Annotated in this window: 13 protein-coding genes and 3 pseudogenes; 7 read left to right on the plus strand and 9 right to left on the minus strand. The window is 47.8% G+C overall.

Going from position 1 to position 18128, the window contains the following annotated elements:
- Positions 1 to 200: 200 nt before the first annotated feature.
- Positions 201 to 956: a MipA/OmpV family protein gene (locus ABDK09_12790; protein ID XAW90305.1), complete on the plus strand. Its 756-nt coding sequence runs from the start codon at positions 201 to 203 to the stop codon at positions 954 to 956.
- A gap of 145 nt (positions 957 to 1101) precedes the next feature.
- On the opposite strand, the gene ABDK09_12795 is transcribed toward ABDK09_12790, so the two are convergent.
- The 5 genes and pseudogenes from ABDK09_12795 to ABDK09_12815 form a co-directional block, all read right to left on the minus strand.
- Positions 1102 to 1602 carry a YfbU family protein gene (locus tag ABDK09_12795; GenBank protein ID XAW90306.1) on the minus strand — a complete coding sequence of 167 codons (501 nt, stop codon included), beginning with the start codon at positions 1600 to 1602 and terminating at the stop codon, positions 1102 to 1104.
- Positions 1603 to 1817: 215 nt separating this feature from the next.
- Complete coding sequence (locus ABDK09_12800; GenBank protein XAW90737.1) at positions 1818 to 2459, minus strand: hypothetical protein; 642 nt, start codon at positions 2457 to 2459, stop codon at positions 1818 to 1820.
- 87 nt (positions 2460 to 2546) lie between these two features.
- A pseudogene (gene pflA, locus ABDK09_12805) lies at positions 2547 to 3288 on the minus strand (pyruvate formate lyase 1-activating protein).
- 296 nt (positions 3289 to 3584) lie between these two features.
- Positions 3585 to 5861, minus strand: coding sequence for a formate C-acetyltransferase (pflB, locus tag ABDK09_12810; protein XAW90307.1), 2277 nt, complete (start codon positions 5859 to 5861; stop codon positions 3585 to 3587).
- A 373-nt stretch (positions 5862 to 6234) separates the two neighbouring features.
- Positions 6235 to 7780 (minus strand): annotated as a pseudogene (locus tag ABDK09_12815) (DUF3360 family protein).
- A 607-nt stretch (positions 7781 to 8387) separates the two neighbouring features.
- Here ABDK09_12815 and ABDK09_12820 point away from each other — a divergent pair.
- The 4 genes from ABDK09_12820 (at position 8388) to ABDK09_12835 (ending at position 11723) form a co-directional block, all read left to right on the plus strand.
- Positions 8388 to 9158, plus strand: coding sequence for an ABC transporter ATP-binding protein (locus ABDK09_12820; protein XAW90308.1), 771 nt, complete (start codon positions 8388 to 8390; stop codon positions 9156 to 9158).
- A 148-nt stretch (positions 9159 to 9306) separates the two neighbouring features.
- Entirely contained in the window at positions 9307 to 10083 is a 777-nt protein-coding gene (locus tag ABDK09_12825) for an ABC transporter substrate-binding protein (GenBank protein ID XAW90309.1), read from the plus strand.
- Between the two features lie 219 nt (positions 10084 to 10302).
- Positions 10303 to 11043, plus strand: coding sequence for an ABC transporter permease (locus ABDK09_12830; GenBank protein ID XAW90310.1), 741 nt, complete (start codon positions 10303 to 10305; stop codon positions 11041 to 11043).
- 2 nt (positions 11044 to 11045) lie between these two features.
- On the plus strand, positions 11046 to 11723 hold the full coding sequence (locus tag ABDK09_12835; protein ID XAW90311.1) for an ABC transporter permease: 678 nt from the start codon (positions 11046 to 11048) through the stop codon (positions 11721 to 11723).
- Positions 11724 to 11808: 85 nt separating this feature from the next.
- Here the strand turns inward: ABDK09_12835 and xthA are convergent.
- From xthA to dinG, 4 genes and pseudogenes are all read right to left on the minus strand, one after another.
- Positions 11809 to 12619, minus strand: a pseudogene (gene xthA, locus ABDK09_12840) (exodeoxyribonuclease III).
- 322 nt (positions 12620 to 12941) lie between these two features.
- Positions 12942 to 13106, minus strand: coding sequence for a pleiotropic regulatory protein RsmS (gene rsmS, locus ABDK09_12845; GenBank protein ID XAW90312.1), 165 nt, complete (start codon positions 13104 to 13106; stop codon positions 12942 to 12944).
- A complete protein-coding gene (locus ABDK09_12850; GenBank protein XAW90313.1) occupies positions 13106 to 13654 on the minus strand; it encodes a primosomal replication protein in 549 nt (182 codons plus the stop codon). Before ABDK09_12850 ends, rsmS begins: the two co-directional genes overlap by 1 nt.
- A 100-nt stretch (positions 13655 to 13754) precedes the next feature.
- Positions 13755 to 15830 (minus strand): ATP-dependent DNA helicase DinG, encoded by a 2076-nt coding sequence (dinG, locus tag ABDK09_12855; GenBank protein XAW90314.1) that lies wholly within the window; start codon positions 15828 to 15830, stop codon positions 13755 to 13757.
- A gap of 512 nt (positions 15831 to 16342) precedes the next feature.
- On the opposite strand from dinG, the gene ABDK09_12860 reads away from it, so the two are divergent.
- Both ABDK09_12860 and ABDK09_12865 read left to right on the plus strand, forming a co-directional pair.
- Positions 16343 to 17284, plus strand: a complete 942-nt coding sequence (locus ABDK09_12860) for a porin (protein ID XAW90315.1) — start codon at positions 16343 to 16345, stop codon at positions 17282 to 17284.
- Between the two features lie 61 nt (positions 17285 to 17345).
- The gene (locus ABDK09_12865) at positions 17346 to 18005 is read left to right on the plus strand and encodes a DUF2057 family protein (protein ID XAW90316.1); all 660 of its coding nucleotides are present in this window, start codon (positions 17346 to 17348) and stop codon (positions 18003 to 18005) included.
- Positions 18006 to 18128: the final 123 nt, after the last annotated feature.

An 18128-nucleotide genomic window follows, 5' to 3' on the forward strand; every position in this document is an offset into this window, starting at 1 on the left:
TTTACGGTGAATATGAACTAAATGTTCAATTGTTCTGCTGGATATATCCTCAGCAAAAGCAGTGCCATGAAGGGTTGGTCAGGATGAAAAGTCACCGGATTGGGACGGAAAAACGAGAAAAAGAGGGGCAAAGATTGTGTCTGCATAGGGCAAGACGTATCATCATTATCTCTTAAACATATGCAACGAGTTCACAAAGTATGCGATTAAACTCTACTTCGTTAAGCGTGGCTGCGGCTGCGCTGCTGATGGCAACAGCAGCTCAGGCCGAAAACTCTCCGTGGTCTGTAGGGATGGCGGCGGCGTACTCGCCAGCGGTTTATAAGGACACTGATTCGGATCGCACGGTTATCCCTGTGATTGGCTATGAAGGCGAACACCTGTTTTTGCGCGGCTTCAATGCTGGGTACCGTCTGTTCCCTCGCGGATCAGAGCAAAATATCATTTTCCGCCTTGCTTATGATCCTCGTACATTGCAGCCGGAAGATTCGGATGATGCGCAGATTCGCCAACTGGACAAACGTAAATCCACTGTACTCGGTGGGGTAAGCTATCAACTGCGTACCCTGGCGGGTGTATGGGAAGCGAGCTTTGGTGGTGACGTGGCCGGGCGTCATAATGGTATGTACGGTGAGCTTGCGTGGCGCATGCCATTTAATTTCGGCAACTGGGGCCTGACCCCGAGTATCGGTTACTCGTACAACTCCAGTCAGCTTAATAACCATTTGTACGGGGTGTCGAAAGCGGAATCAGACCGTACCGGGCTGAGAGAATTTGACGCCGGCTGGGACGGACAATACTTTATCGGTGCTTCCGCTTACTGGCAGATCACTCAGAATATTCAGGTTAACGGTGGTATCCGTTATTCGAATCTGGACAGCAAAGTGTCTGACAGTCCTGTGGTCGGTTCCAGTGCCGCGACCATGGGTACAGTCGGTATTATGTACCAGTTCTGATAGTCACATCTGATATCAGGTATCTCACTAAAAACAACAAGGCCGGAGTTTATCCGGCCTTGTTGTTTGTTCTGAAATTTGTTTGTTCTGAAATTTGTTTGCTCTGAACCTTGTTTATTCTCAACCGCTGTTAAGACAAGGGTGTTCAGGCATTGACGATTTGACGCAGTTCAGCCGCTGATAAATGGTACTGACGCGGGCAGGTACGCCATGTCACCAGCATACGACGATATTTGTCCAACATCGGTACCTGGCTGTTAAAGTGGTGATCGCCTTTGTCAAATTGTGGGTACAGTCCTTCTGAATTGACCAGAAAGCGCACATAATTGACCAACGATGCTTCGGCGGCGAGATCAAAGCCAAGGAAGTTCAGGCGACGCTTATCCACGTCAGCGCGTTCGGCATCTTTGAGCAGATTGTGGGATTCCTGCATCGCGTGGTACATCTCCATAATGTCGATGACTTCGCGACATTGAGCTTCAGACAGGCATCCGAACTCTTTATTGAGTTCACACATCTGCAGCTCGTAACCACGTTCTACAATGGTGCGCAGACGTTTGTATTGAGCGGCATTGGCCGGATCGAGCTGAGACATTAACTGGTACTGGTTAGACAGGATAAGACGTTGTGCGTTAGTCATTTCCATCGCTGGCCTCACTAAAGTTAAACTGTGTAATTTTTCTGAATTAAGATTACCAGTTTTCATGATTGACCAATCTTGATCTGACCACGTATCTGCGTCAGAAAATCAAAATTATCTTTTCCGTCTTTGATCAAATTCCGCCTTAGTCCGTTACAGACTACGCAGTCACGCATGCTCTGTCTTGCAGGCACAAAAGGTAACGAAAGCAGCGTTGCGGATTACTTGTTGTGATAGTGATTGTAAATGTAATCCCGATCTGAAAAGACTCTCAGCCATTCGGGTTTGAATACCGACAGGACAGCCAGCGCCATGCCGTTAAGTAACCCTTCCGGAAAGGCGATCAGCGGAGCCAGCATCAGGTAATTATCGACGATGGTCGCCCAGTCGTAACTGCTGAATGTATATTGATACAGCGAGTTTGACACCAGGTGCAGTACGGCTGTCAGACCGCCGTTGAAGAAGCCGGCCACGAAAATAAACACAAAAATATTTCGTGGCAGATGATGATAACTGAGGGCAAAAACCGCGTAGCTGATTAAAATTGGCAGCAGTGCAGACGTCACCAGTGTATGCAGCGCGTCAGCGGCACTGAGGCTGCCGACGGTCATCAGGGCACCAATAACCGGGATGGTCAGGAAGTAAGCACAGCGCCAGCCGTACATCATGGTTAATGTTGTCAGGGCGAGAAAATGAATGTGCAGATCCTGTTTGACACTGGCGCGTGCTGACCAGAGCAGAAACAGGGCGAAGATGACAAAAAAGGTCAGATGCTGAAATGATTTATCATCGCTGAACTTGGGCCAGAAATTGGTCCTTACATCGCGTAAGGCAATGACAGCAAAGGTCAGGGCGATGATCAGAGACAAGACAGTTTCAGGCTCCACGTAAACTCCAAAAAAATACCAGCATCAGGCTGGTATTTTTTACGATTCGCGGCGCAGATTGAATCAGTATTTTACATTTGAGTGATACTGCTCAAGAAACTGCCACGATTTTATCCATGGTTTCTTTGCTCGGCGGATTAACGCCCTCAAGCGGATACTCTTCGCCCATCGCTTCCCATTTGTGCGCGCCCAGTTTGTGATAAGGCAGCAGTTCTATTTTCTCGATGTTGTCCATATCCCGGATGAACTGGCCAAGCAGGTGGGCAGACTCTTCGTCATCGGTATAGCCCGGTACCACGACATAACGCAGCCAGGTGGTTTTACCCAGTTTGTGCAGATAACGGGCGAAGTCCAGGGTACGTTTGTTGGAGACACCCACCAGATCCTGATGGATTTCATCCTGCATCTGTTTGATGTCGAGCATCACCAGATCGGTTGCTTCCAGCACTTCATCGATAACAGGTGTGTACTTACGAATATAACCGTTGGTATCGAGGCAGGTGTGCATGCCCTCCGCCTGAGCCGCGCGGAAAAAGTCACGCACAAATTCAGGTTGCAGCATCGATTCGCCGCCGGAACAGGTTACGCCACCGCCGGATGCGCGCATAAAGTGACGGTAGGATTTAGCCTCTGTGATGATTTCATCAACGGTCACTTCCTTACCGATATGGGTATCCCAGGTATCGCGGTTATGACAATACTTGCAACGGAATAAGCAACCCTGCAGAAAAATAATGAATCGGATTCCCGGACCATCAACGGTACCGCAAGACTCAAAAGAATGGATACGACCAGTAGTAGACATAAGTTGCTCTCGTTTGCTGACTGTTTTCGTTATTTTATTACAAAAGGGGGGATGAAAATAGCTTTACCTTACCTAAAGTGAGGTTAAATTTGCGTGCTACACCTCGCCACTGAGTGTCCATTCTCAGTATTGAATTTTTTATGAATCAGTAGGTTGTTACTATCACTGTGCTAAACAGAACACCGGCAGCTGCTGCTGTCGATATTGAATACATGTGATGCCTGTTGAAAGAAAAAATCCCCGCTCCTGTGGAGCGGGGATTGCGCATTAACAGAGTATGTTAATCAGCTCAGTTATTACAGTGACTCAGTGAAAGTACGAGCGATAACGTCTTGTTGCTGCTCAGTCGTCAGAGAGTTAAAGCGCACTGCGTAACCCGATACACGGATAGTCAACTGCGGATATTTCTCTGGGTGTTTCACTGCATCAAGCAGAGTTTCACGGTTCAGTACGTTCACGTTCAGGTGCTGACCACCTTCGATACCCGCTTCGTGGTGGAAGTAACCATCCATCAGACCAGCCAGGTTCGCTTTTTGCGCTTCAGTATCTTTACCCAGTGCATTTGGTACGATAGAGAAGGTGTACGAGATACCATCTTTCGCATCTGCAAACGGCAGTTTACCGACTGAAGTCAGAGAGGCGACTGCGCCTTTCTCATCACGGCCGTGCATTGGGTTAGCACCCGGTGCAAATGGCGCGCCTGCTTTACGACCGTCAGGTGTCGTACCTGTTTTCTTACCGTATACCACGTTTGAAGTGATAGTCAGGATAGACTGAGTCGGAATCGCGTTGCGGTAAGTTTTCAGTGCACGAATCTTGTTCATGAACATAGTGACCAGCTGACAAGCGATATCATCAACACGAGGGTCGTTGTTACCAAATTTAGGGTAGTCGCCTTCGATTTGGAAGTCGATCGCTACGCCGTCTTCGTCACGTACCGGTTTCACTTTCGCGTACTTGATTGCAGACAGAGAGTCAGCCGCAACAGACAGACCAGCAATACCACACGCCATAGTACGTTTCACGTCCAGGTCATGCAGAGCCATCAGAGACGCTTCATAGCTGTATTTGTCATGCATGAAGTGGATAGCGTTCAGTGCAGTGACGTACTGTTTTGCCAGCCAGTCCATGAAGTGGTCCATGCGTTGCATCAGGTCGTCGTAGTCCAGAACTTCGGCGCTGATTTTTTCCATCTTAGGACCGACCTGGATTTTCAGTTTCTCGTCCACGCCACCGTTGATGGTGTACAGCATGGTTTTTGCCAGGTTGGCACGAGCACCGAAGAACTGCATCTGTTTACCGACCACCATTGGTGATACACAACATGCAATGGCGTAGTCGTCAGATTCCATGTCCGGACGCATCAGGTCATCGTTCTCATATTGGATAGATGAGGTGTCGATAGACACTTTGGCGCAGAACTTCTTGAAGCCTTCAGGCAGGCTCTCAGACCAAAGCACAGTGATGTTTGGCTCTGGAGAAGGCCCCATGGTGTACAGGCTGTTCAGGAAGCGGAAGTTAGTACGAGTGACCAGTGTACGGCCGTCAAGGCCCATACCGCCCATAGATTCAGTTGCCCAGATTGGGTCACCAGAGAACAGCTCATCGTACTCAGGAGTACGCAGGAAACGTACCATACGCAGTTTCATGACGAAGTGGTCGATCATTTCCTGAGCTTGTTCTTCAGTCAGTTTACCTGCTTCGATATCACGCTGAATGTACACATCCAGGAAGGTTGAAGTACGACCCAGAGACATGGCTGCGCCGTTCTGAGATTTCACTGCAGCCAGGTAGCCGAAGTAAGTCCACTGAATCGCTTCTTGAGCGGTTTCAGCCGGACGAGAAATATCGTAACCGTATTTTGCGGCCATCTCTTTGATTTGGCCAAGCGCACGGTGCTGTTCAGCGACTTCTTCACGCAGTTGCATGGTCAGTTGCAGATCTTCGCCATTTTCGAATTTCGCTTGCAGAGAGCTGAACTGAGCAAATTTATCTTTCATCAGGAAGTCGATACCGTACAGAGCGATACGACGGTAGTCACCGATGATACGGCCACGTCCGTAAGCATCTGGCAGACCGGTCAGAACGCCGGACTTACGACATTTGATGATGTCAGGTGTGTAGATATCAAATACACCCTGGTTATGAGTTTTACGGTACTCGGAGTAGATTTTTGAAACTTGAGGATCCAGCTCACGGCCGTACACTTTACAAGAGCCCTCAACCATGCGGATACCGCCGTTAGGGATGATGGCACGTTTCAGTGGTTTTTCAGTCTGAAGACCAACAATCGTTTCCAGATCTTTATTGATGTAGCCTGCATCGTGAGCAGTGATGGTAGAGATAACTGAAGTATCAAAATCAACAGGAGCGTGAGTTGAGTTTTCCTGTTTGATGCCTTCCATTACCTGTGCCCAAAGCTTGTTGGTTGCTTCAGTACCTTCAGAAACAAGGAAAGATTCGTCGCCTTCGTACGGTGTGTAGTTCTTCTGAATGAAATCACGAACGTTTACTTCGTTTTGCCAGTCACCTGCTGCAAAACCTTCCCAAGCTTTAGCAAATTGCTCTGCCATGACATACCTACCTTTTTAGTAGCAAAAAATATACGTACTGTTTCGCCGTTGAGCCAGCTATCTCTCTGACAGGAGAGAAGCAGTACACTCTTAATAACAATATCTGTATTCAAATTTACTTCTGTATCCTAATCCACTCTATGAAAAAGATACTCATCTGTTTGAATATAGATATTGGTATTTGTTTCCCTTGATTTGCAATTTAAGCTAAAAAAAATCCGCAAACCTTAAACTAAATCAATAAAAGTTAAAAAATTAAAATAAAGTTTGGGTAGTGACTGGCACTACCCAAGAATTTTGCTGATTTCGCCGCTGTCAGCCGCTTAAAGTCACGGACAGAAGCGCTATCAATGCTGTTGGTTTATGCCATCTATCAGTGCAGCCATGCCTGTAAGCCGTACTGGCTTTCCAGCATGCCCACAGCAAGCATAGCCACTAAACAGACAATTAACACACCACCCGGAATGATCACTTTATCAACAAAGGAAAGCTTAGCGGCGCGCTCTTTGTCGCCAATCAAACCGTTGTTATCCAGCAGCATAGTCAGTGCCCAGGCCAGAACCGGGTTAACCACAGCAGAGCCGAAAATACAGATACCAGCTGCTTGTGACGATTTGGTGTCTTTAATCATTTGCATGCCAGCTTCCAGCAGCGGCAGGAACACACCAACCAGCAGAGCACAGCGCATCACTGGTGGCCATACGGCAACGTCCATCGGGAAGCCAAGAAACCGCGATGGTCATGACCAGCAGACCAAGAATAATGGCGCCGCCTGGAATCGGACGTTTAGCGATAGCCGCAGGAATCATATAGGTACCCCATGACGAGGTGATGTTACCGCCACCCAGTGCGGTGCCCACCATCTGACGAACAGAACACATGGTCATGGTGTCATCGACATCCATCAGCACTTTTTCAGTCTTACGCGGATAGTTGAGTTCCTGGAAGATGCGGTGACCGAGAAAGTCCGGCGACCACATTGCAACGGCCAGGATGGCAAACGGCAGCGAAGCGATGAAGTGTTGCAGATTTGGCAGACCCAGCATCCAGCCTTCTGTGGTTGATCCCCACCAGTAGACCGGGTTCAGGTTTGGCAGACCCATCTGGGTTTCAAAACGCAGATCAAAACCTGCGCCAAGTACCATGGCAATCACCAGTCCGCTCATGGCACAGACCGGAATAGCCAGCCAGCGCAGACTGAGCTTAGCCAGAATCGCGTAGATAACGATGTTGATACCCAGTACGACTAAGCCGACATAACCCATGCTTCCCGCCACGACATCCGCAGACTGCAGGCTGGTGGCCCAGGTTTGAATCGACGTAATCTGACTCATGGTTCCGGTAAAGCCAAGGAAGATGAGCAGACCACCGGCAGTACCTTCAGAGGTCAGGTTGACCAGCTTGGAGCCACCTTTAAAGTAGCTCAGTAATAAACCGAATACGCCAAGCAGAATAGCCAATGCAAGAGGGTGAGCACCGGCCAGTGCAATAGAGCCGATAAGAGGGATCATTGGTCCGTGGTTGCCTGCCAGGTTGGCACGCGGGTTAATAAAACCTGAGGCCAGCACACAGAAAAACAGCGCCGGCAGCAGCATTTCGACCCGGGAGACTTCGATAGCGAATTCTTTACCCAGGTTAATGTGGTCCCAGGCCTGAGTCAGGCCGTCGGCCCAGGACATCATCACCGCAGAATACATCGCGATGATGCCGATAGTACCAGCCAGAGCGGGTACCAGGTCTTCCAGTTCAAAACGAAAATCACGTCCGGGCAAATTGAGACCGAAACGGCGCGGTTTCATGATTTGCAGTTCGTGATCCAGATAATCGGAACGGCTTGCAAACTCAGATGCAGGACGATGGAGCTCACTGTAGCTCTTTTTGTCGATGTCTGAGCGCTCTAGGTTGGCTACGTCTGACATAGATTCCTCATATTTTAAAGTAAGTGATTTTTGATTTAATTTTGAAAAACACGTCGTTGTTCAAAGGGGGAAAACGTTCACCGCACGGGTTGAGTGCCGGTGTGGAGACAGTTAACCCTATAAAGTTGATGGTATTATTAATACTTTTATTAGTGGCGAGTTTAACGTGCTTAAATCGGGGGCTGATTGATCTTGATCAGGTAAAGAACCGAAATGAAAGAAAGCTACATATCGGCAGAGAAATCAGCAACATAACGCTCAGTCATCAGGAAAATATATTTCAGAGTGTAATGTTTACTACGATTTCTAAAGTGGAACACAGACATTTAGCAAAACGTGAAATGTGTTAATGATAAATTTAGTACTAGCTCGTGTTTTTACGAAAATGTTAATAAATCTGAGTGGAATATTGTGCTTGTACAATGTGTTTATATGCGTATTTTGAAGATGAATTGGCTAAAATATGAATTTATACTCAGATAAAACAACTAAATATCATTGTTTTGTAGGTTAATAATTTGTTGCATGTTAAGAGTGACAATGCTAGTTTGTATCGAAAATTAAGAGCGAAAGCTCGACAGATATAAAATTCAGGGAGTTAGAGCGCATGACAGATGTACCAGCGCTGGATATAAAAGACCTGCACAAAACTTTTGGCCAGAATGAAGTACTGAAGGGCATTTCTCTTCAGGCTCATAAGGGTGATGTCATTTCGATTATCGGATCATCCGGCTCGGGTAAAAGTACCTTTCTAAGATGCATTAACTTGCTCGAAACCCCGACCGCCGGGGAAATTTGGGTTAAGGGCGAACAAATTCAGATGAAGAAAGACCGTCAGGGTCACTCTTCACCAGCTAATGAAAAACAGGTTCAGCGTATCCGTTCACGCCTGGCAATGGTTTTTCAGGGCTTCAACCTGTGGTCTCATATGACGGTACTGGAGAACGTAATTGAAGCTCCGGTGCATGTTCTCGGTGTGCCTAAAGCACAAGCGATTGAAAATGCGGAACTATTGCTGAAAAAAGTAGGCTTATACGAACGTCGCGATTATTATCCGGGCCACTTGTCCGGTGGTCAGCAGCAACGTGCTGCGATTGCGCGGGCTCTGGCTGTTGATCCGGAAGTGATGCTGTTTGATGAACCTACATCGGCGCTTGATCCTGAGCTTGTCGGTGAGGTGCTCGGGGTTATGCGTGACCTGGCTGAAGAAGGTCGCACCATGCTGGTGGTGACGCATGAAATGGCGTTTGCCCGTGATGTGTCTAACCACGTGATGTTCTTGCATCAGGGGCGGGTTGAAGAGCAGGGCGATCCGGCGAAATTGTTTAAGAATCCGGATTCACAGCGTCTGAAGCAGTTTATTTCCTCGATTTACTGAGTCGTATCGTCTTCGTACCGACGATAAAGCAGAGGAGTCATGCGGTCTGCACAGGATGTAAGACGGCAGCGACGGACAGTTCACCTATACTAATTTTTTATAATTAAAAATTTTATAAACAAAACAATACGATCACAGGAGTATGGAAATGAAAAAGTGGTTACTAGTGGCAGCATTAGCCGCAACAGCAGCAACCGGTGTTGCTCAGGCTAAAGAATGGACAACCGTACGCTTCGGTATTGAAGGCGCGTACCCTCCGTTCAGCTGGACTGAAGCAGATGGTTCACTACAGGGTTTTGATGTGGATATGGCCAATGCATTGTGTGCAGAAATGCAGGTGCAATGTAAGATCGTACCACAGGACTGGGACGGTATTATTCCGTCACTGCTGGCGCGTAAGTACGATGCGATTATTGCGGCGATGTCTATCACTGACGAACGTCGTAAGAAAGTCGACTTCACTCATAAATACGCGTTGATTCCAAACAAATTTATCGCTAAGAAAGGCGCTAACCTGGATTTCTCTGCTGATGGTCTGAAAGGTGTGAAGATTGGTGTGCAACGTGCGACTACTCACGACAAATACCTGACAGATAACTACGGTGACTCGGTAGAAATCGTTCGTTACGGCTCATTTGATGAGGCTTACCTTGACCTGGCAAACGGTCGTATTGCCGCTGTACTGGGTGATGCTTCAGCGCTGGAAGATGGCGTGCTGAACAAAGAAGGTGGCGAAAACTACGAATTCGTTGGTCCTTCTCTGACTGATCCAAAATGGTTTGGTGAAGGCTTCGGTATCGCGACTCGCAAACAAGATAAAGATCTGACGGAAAAACTGAATGCAGCAATCGACTCGCTGCGTAGCAAAGGTGAATACCAGAAGATCGCGGCGAAGTACTTTAAGTACGACGTTTACGGTGAATAATTAGCCCGTTTGTCTCCGGTAATAATACCGGGCTGCCGGCCATAAGGCTGCGCTGAAAGACAAAAGGCATTCCTGGTTGCCGGCTCCTAGTTCGTAGCAGTACCCGGCAACCAGGTGTTTAGGGTCAGGTGATCCTGTGTGACTAATATGACTCTTTCGAGAGAACAGCGAATCCATTGAGTTAACCGGATTGACCCTAGGACTAGGAAACATTTTTTTATGCTGGATTTACAGGGATATGAAGCCTCTATTTTAAAAGGGGCGGTTTTGACCATCGAAGTTGCGTTGTTATCGCTGCTGCTTGCGATGGTACTTGGTATGTTGGGTGCACTTGCCAAAATGTCACCTTATCGTTCGGCGCGCGCAGTCGCGACCGTTTACACCACTATTATTCGCGGCATCCCGGATCTGGTGCTGATGATGTTGATTTTCTTTGGCGGACAGATCCTGCTCAACAACAGCTTGTATGCCATCAATGAATGGCTGAATAACTGGTTCACCTCCAGTGATCCGAATCATGAGTGGGTCTCTTATCTGCCGGACTACATTGATGTCAGCCCGTTTATCGCCGGTGTACTGACGATCGGCTTTATCTTCGGTGCTTACATGGCTGAGACATTTCGTGGTGCGATCATGGCGGTCGATAAAGGTGAAATGGAAGCCGCTAAAGCGTATGGCATGAGTTCAGTCCTTGCGTTCCGTCGTATTCTGCTCCCGCAGATGGTACGTCACGCCTTACCGGGTTTCGGTAACAACTGGCTGGTACTGCTGAAAACCACCGCTCTGGTTTCAATCATCGGTCTGGAAGATATGGTGCGGGTCAGTTCGCTCGCTGCCGGTTCAACTAAAATGCCGTTCACTTTTTACATGGCGGTGTCGATCATCTTCTTGATCTTTACCAGCATTTCTACCGGTTTACTGAAACTGGTTGAGCGTAAATTCAGTATTCATATGAGGTAGATATGGACTTTTCATTAATCATTGATAGTTTACCTATCTACTTCAGCGGCCTGTGGACCACGGTATGGCTGGTTGGTCTGTCGTTAATTATCGGTCTGAGCATTGCGATTCCGTTAGCGATTGCGCGCAACAGCCGCAATTACCTGTTTAACGCGCCTGCATGGGCATACATTTATTTTTTCCGTGGTACGCCGCTGCTGGTGCAGCTGTACCTGATTTACTACGGTATGGATCAGTTTTTTCCGGTGAAAGATACCCTGTGGGAAAACGCCTGGTTCTGTGCGCTGGTCTCATTCGTGTTCAACACATCCGCTTATACAGCAGAAATCATCCGCGGCGCCATCAATGGCCTGCCAAAAGGTGAAGTGGAAGCCGCTAAAGCCTACGGTATGGGTACCTGGAAGATTTATCGCCGTATTATCCTGCCAAGTGCATTGCGCCGCGCGTTGCCGGCCTACAGCAATGAAGTGATCTTTATGGTTCACGGCAGTGCAGTTGCCGGTATCGTGACCATCATGGATTTGACCGGTGCCGCTCGTCTGGTTAACTCGCGTTACTATGCGCCTTTTGAGTCTTTCCTGACGGCTGGTCTGTTCTATATGTGTCTGACCTTCATCATCATCTGGTGTTTCAAAAAAGCCGAAAAACGTTTTCTGGCTTATTTGCGCCCGCTGAGTTAATGACAACCGGTTAGCGAATACCACGAAATAGCCCCGCTTTTGCGAGGCTATTTGTATTGGTGCTTATATCAGGGTTGAAGTCTGATTAAGCGCTGAAGGTCGACCAGATTGGCGCGTGATCGGAGGGTTTATCGATACCACGCAGCTCATAATCAATTCCGGATTCGGTGCATTTCGCTGCCAGGCCCGGTGTCGCCAGAATCACGTCAATACGCAGTCCGCGGTTATCATCGAAGCCGCGAGAGCGGTAGTCAAACCACGAAAACTGGTCGTCGACTGACGGGTGTAACTTACGGAATGTGTCCTCGAAGCCCCAGTTCAACAGGGTCTGCAACCACTCGCGTTTCTTCCGGCTGGAACGAGCATTTACCGGTTTTCAGCCAGCGCTTACGGTTCGGTTCGCCGATACCGATATCGAGATCGACAGGACTGATGTTGATATCACCCATCACGATTAACTGGTCATCAGAGGTATGGTAATCATGCAGGTAGCTCATCAGGTCGCGATAAAACTGACGTTTGTACGGAAACTTCGTTTCGTGATGAATGCTGTCGCCTTGCGGGAAGTAGCCGTTGAGTACGGTCACTTTTTCACCTTGCTCATTGAGGAAGGTGGCCATAATCATGCGCTTCTGGTGTTCTTCACTGTCGGTCGGAAACCCTTTGCGCACTTCAACGGGCTCTTGTTTACAAAGCATGGCAACACCGTAATGCGCCTTTTGTCCGTGGAAATAGACTTTGTAACCCATGGCTTCGACATCGGCCAGAGGAAACGCCTCGTCATGTACTTTGATTTCCTGCAGGCCAATCACGTCGGGCTGGTGTTTGTCGATCACTGCCTGTAACTGGTGCAAACGTGCTCTCAACCCGTTGATATTGAAGCTGATAACTTTCATATAATTTGGAACCCCTTGATTACCGTGGTGGTTTTTCTATTAGCCGGAATAGTAACACTTTTAGCTGCGGTTTACAGAGTACAGCGGTGGGCACTGAGTTGAACTTATACTTGTATCAGCCAAAGACTCACATCAGCGATATTCAATCTAAGTTCCACGATTATTCGCTCGATAATCTTTGGCCTCACTGATACTGATCTGATTATCGGGTCGTGAATAAAAAGCGAGAGCCGTGTGAACACGACTCTCGCTGTTTCGTTTGCTGATAGCCAAGATAGACTTAACGCCCAATAGGAGATTCAATCAATCCAGCTCTCGCTTCTCAGGACGACTGAGCGATCCTGTGTTCCAGATCGGCCTTGACGATTTCCAGGGCTTTGAGTGCGACTTCAGGGTCAACGGCATTGCTTTCCAGCAGGTAAATCAAATCAACAGCCAGTTTAATTTCATCCGGTGCATCACTGAGGGGAACATTAGGCTGGGTCATTACTGGTTCTTCTCTCTGTAGGTAATCTGTTTTTCAATTTTGGCCTTGGCATCCTGACAGCGTTTGAGTCGCTGTTCGACAGTCAGCAATGCTGTCTGGGCAACCTGTTTTTGAAAGGCCGGAGCGCTATCCAGGGCATATTGTTTGTCTCTGACCATCTCCATCAGACGACGTTCCCACTCCTGGTGCTGTGCAAGATCCTGATACAGGTCACTGATCGGTTTGCGGTAATAACTGCTGTGTTTCGGCTCACTTTTGCGGATTGCCTGGGTGGATAACTCGCGCTGAATGGCACTAATCTGGGCCAGAAGGCGTTCCGTCAGATATTCCGCACGCGGATGAGTCAGTTTACCCGCCTCCTGTTCACGCAAAATAGTGGTCAGGGTACTTTGCGCTTCCTGAACACATGGGGTCAACAGCTTACCGTGACAATGAAACAGCACCTCATCAAACAGCGGTTGGTGATGCTCGCCACGACGGCGGTCTAATTGCGCAGCGTTCTGCTTAAGCTGCTCTAACAGGTTATTTAAACGGGAAAAATCACTCATAATTTAGCTTATTGTCCGTTCAGGTACGTTTTGCGTTCAAAATCTAGCGTCCGAAAAGGTGACGTCACCGTTGTACTGCGTCTGTTTGAATCCGAACCGATCAATACTCGATTTTGCGTTTAAATGGCGGCAAAGAATCGAGCAGAGACTTACCGTACCGTTTTGAAACGATGCGGCGGTCGAGTAGTACCACTCTACCGCAATCGCGCTCCTTACGCAGCAAACGCCCCACCGACTGAATCAGCTTTTTACTCGCTTCCGGCACCGTAATTTGTAAAAACGGGTTGCCGCCGCGGTTCTGGATGTATTCTGCGTGTGCTTGTTCTACCGGCGAAGTCGGTACTGCAAACGGAATCTTGGTGATAATCAGGTTTTCCAGTAATTCTCCCGGTAAATCAAGGCCTTCAGAGAAACTTCCGGTGCCAAAAAGCACACTGGTTTTACCTTTTTCAACCAGGATTTTATGTTTATTTAGAATTTCTTTCCTCGATTTTTCACCCTGAATTTGCAGCGCCCAGCCTTTTTTGATGAACAGCTTGGAAACGATCTCCGCGACTTCTTTCATCTGCCAGTAAGAGGCAAAAAGCACCAGGTTGGCTTTGCCATCTTCGATATAAGTGTCGATTTTATCGGCCAGATAACGGGTGTACTCCGGAGCCTGCGGTTCATATTTCATCGCTGGTATCAGCAGTTCAGCCTGATTCTGGTAATCAAACGGCGAGGCCAGAGCGAGAAACTGCACGCCATCTTCGGCTTTGTCACTGATGCCGGCCTGACGACAGAAAAAACTGAATGAATTTAGCGCGCGCATGGTAGCAGATACCAATACTGCGCCAACGCAGCGGCTCCAGATTTGTTGATCCAGCTGCCAGCCAATCTCTAACGGTGATACGTTGACCACATAGTCACCTTCACGCTCCGGGCTTAATTCCAGCCAACGGGCGAGGGGAGCGCCTTTATCACGTTTCGGTTCCGCCATTAAATGCCATACCTGGGCCAGGTTTTCCAGGCGCTGAATATAAAACCCAAGTTCGGCCAGGGCTGGTTCTGCCAAGCGTGAAGCCAATTCACCGTCTTTAACCCGTTCGGCAATCAAGTCGGCAATTTTAGCCACCGCCTGATTGGCCTTCTGGCTCTGGCGCTTGAGCTCTTTTGATTCCTCTTCGAGCCAGGCCGGTAAATCGCCGTGCTCAAAGCGATAGCGTTTATCTTCAAAGGCCATCGGGTCAAACTGTTTGGGCATCTGGGTCAGAGTCGGGATCAGGTGCTGCAAGGCGGACTGGGTTTCATTACGAAAGCGGGCTACGCGTTTCTCGTCTGCCAGACCGGCAAATTTGGTCAGCGTTTGATTAAGTTTTTCCAGCCAGGAAGCGGCACCTTTCATGGTCGCGGCTGCAGAAGCGTGCTCGCGTGCGACGTGCGGAAGGTGGTGGGCTTCGTCGAACACGTAAATCGTGTTTTCCGGCTCAGGTAAGATCACCCCTCCGCCGAGGTCGGCATCCGCCATTACCAGGCTATGGTTGGCAATAATGACATCGGTTTTATCCAGTTCTGAGCGCGCTTTCTGGAACGGACACTGACGATGAGCGCTGAAACTGCCGTTGCAGCTGTGCTTATCACTGACAATAGCACTCCAAATCGCGTCAGAGAGGGTATCTGGCCATGAATCCCGGTCACCGTCCCATTTACCTTGTGAAAGCTGGCTGTAGAGCTCCTGCAGCGTTTCTATGTCGTTTTCCGATGGCTTGGATTCAAACATCGCCATCTGGCCGCCATCCGCCCCGCTGGCAACGGCCAGTTTTTCCGCACAGCAGTAACGTTGACGGCCTTTGGCGAGAATAAATGAGAAGTTTTGGTCCGTGATGCGGCGAAACAGAGGCAGATCTTTGTTTATCAGCTGCTCTTGCAGTGCCACCGTGGCGGTTGAAATCACCACTTTACGATTGTTATTCACCGCGACCGGAATTACGCCCATCAGATATGAAAGAGATTTGCCGATCCCGGTTCCGGCCTCTGCAACCAGCATTCGTGTCGTTTTGTGATAGTTGCCACATAATGTCTTGGCAATTTCCGCAACCAGAAAATTTTGTGCGCGTCTGGGAACGAAATTGTCCAGTTGACTTTGGAGGTTTTGGTAGCTGGTTTTGATGGATTTTTGAATTTTTGTTGTGAGCATAACGGGACCTGCATATCGGGAGCAGGATGTTAGCACACTTTACTAAGCGATACGTAGTTCACGAAAACGAATGCTTTTCGGATAAATCTAGATCCTGTTCACAAAAAAAAACTGAACCTTCATACACTTAAATTTAATTTGAAATATGAAAAATATAAAACTCCAAAAATACCGTTAGACATGTATTTTATTCTGCAATTATTGCTTAATAACGATAGTTTCAGCGATAAATATCAAGATGTTAATTTTTTTAACATTTAGGCTTTCTTAGTTTTTTGCTCATAACTTGGCCTTTTTTAGGTGTTTTTTATTGCTAAGTACATGATTTATAAATATTTGTTTGTTTTTTATAAAATTTTTATAAGCCATTTGACAGGCAGCATTATCTTTTGCAATCTAAACCTCGAAATTAGTGGCGATGGTAAGTGAACGAAGAGTCATGCAACCATCATCAATAAAAACAAAAGGGAATCGAAACGGACTTCCCATCTAAGAAAAGGCAGTGGATTAATATGAAAAAGACGCTACTAGCGCTTGCTGTTATGGCAGCAGCCGGTTCAGCGAATGCAGCTGAAGTATACAAAACTGACGACGCAACTGTTGACTTCTACGGTCAGCTACGTGAATACGTTGAGTTCTCAGACGTAGACAACGACGACGACGCGAAAATTGACAAGAGCTCTTCTCGCTGGGGTGTAAACCTGTCTTACCAAGCGAATGACAGCCTAGCTGTGCTGGGTAACGTTGAGATGGCTGTTGAAGGCGGCGATCTGCGTACTCACTACATCGGTTTCGCGACTGATACATATGGTACTCTGACGTTCGGTCAACACACTCCTCTGTACGATGATATCTACGGTGCAATCTACGCGTACAACTACGACATGGGTCCATTCGCTGGCGACTTCAGTGACAACTACTTCCAGTCAAGCTCAATGAAGTACGCTCTGAGCTCAGACGCTGCATGGTTCAAAGCTCAATACAACCTGCCAGAAAACGACGCGAACCCAGAAATGGGTGAAGCCTTCGTAGGTACGGCATTTGGTGACCTGGCTGTACACGTTGGTGGTGCATTCATGGGCAACCAAGTTGGTACGAACGACCAAGATTCTACTTACTTTGAAGCAACTGCAGAATACTACATCGGTTCTGGTGTGGTTGGTCTGACTTACGCTTACAACGACCAAGACGACAAAACAGCAGCTAACAACGACGTTGAGTCAAACAGCTTCCACCTAGGTGCGAAATTCGAAGTTGTTGAGAAAACTTCTGTGTACGGTAACTACCAGTACTGGGATTTCGACGGTGATACTGATGAAACCACTAACATCGTAGTTGGTGTAGATCACATCTTTGCTAAATGGGCTCGCGTTTACGCAGAGTACAACTTCCACTCGGAAGATGGTGCAGAAGATGCGAACAAGCTAGCACTGGGTGCTCGCGTATACTGGTAATTTAACCGGTTATTGTTAACATAAAGCCCAGCTAAGCTGGGCTTTTTAGTAGGAGATAAAAGTGGCTATTTCTTCGTTGAAAAATATTGGTAGTGCATTGGTAGTAAGTTTAATGTTGTCGGGTGCTGCACAAGCTGCGGTCACGGTCAATGTTCCGGAAGAAATAGACTTACATGTAGTCAACTTGGAAAAGCCGGAGATTCAGGGAAGTATTTTTGATGCGGCTCGTAGAATTGAATTACCAGATGGTTTGAATCAGATTGCGTTTCGTTATTCGCAGAACTTTGTGAAACGGGATATTGCGAAACGAGTGTATAGCGATTTGATTATTTTTAAGTTTGAAGCATCGGATCAGGAATTGACCTTTTCAGTCCCTGACTATCGTAATGCTCGCGAGGCCGAGAATAACATCAGCGACTTTAATTGGGCACTTGTCGACACCAAAACAAACCAAAAAATTACCACAGTGAATGACAAAATATCGCCAAATGGTTTTGTGATCGGGCAGAATTTCCGTGATGAAGTCGAGAGCTACAACAAGAAAGGCGGTAAAGCGGCCGTAGGCCTGACTTACGTAACCATCGCGAATCCAGCATCGGTGGGAGCACAAACAGCTTCTGCACCTCATACAGCCGTCAGTACTCAGATCGTTGATACGCAGCCTGCACCTCAAGGTAGTGTTTCTGGGCGGTCTGCAGCGCCAATATCTGCAGGCATCTAAGGAAGAGCGTAAAGCATTCCGCAAATGGATGATCGATCAGGAATAATACTGATAAGATTGATAAGCAAAGGGCCGGATTATCCGGCCCTTTGTTGTTCTGGCTGCAGTCTTTCCTGACTGTAT

This window comes from Vibrio sp. CDRSL-10 TSBA, from assembly GCA_039696685.1.
GTDB lineage: Bacteria > Pseudomonadota > Gammaproteobacteria > Enterobacterales > Vibrionaceae > Vibrio.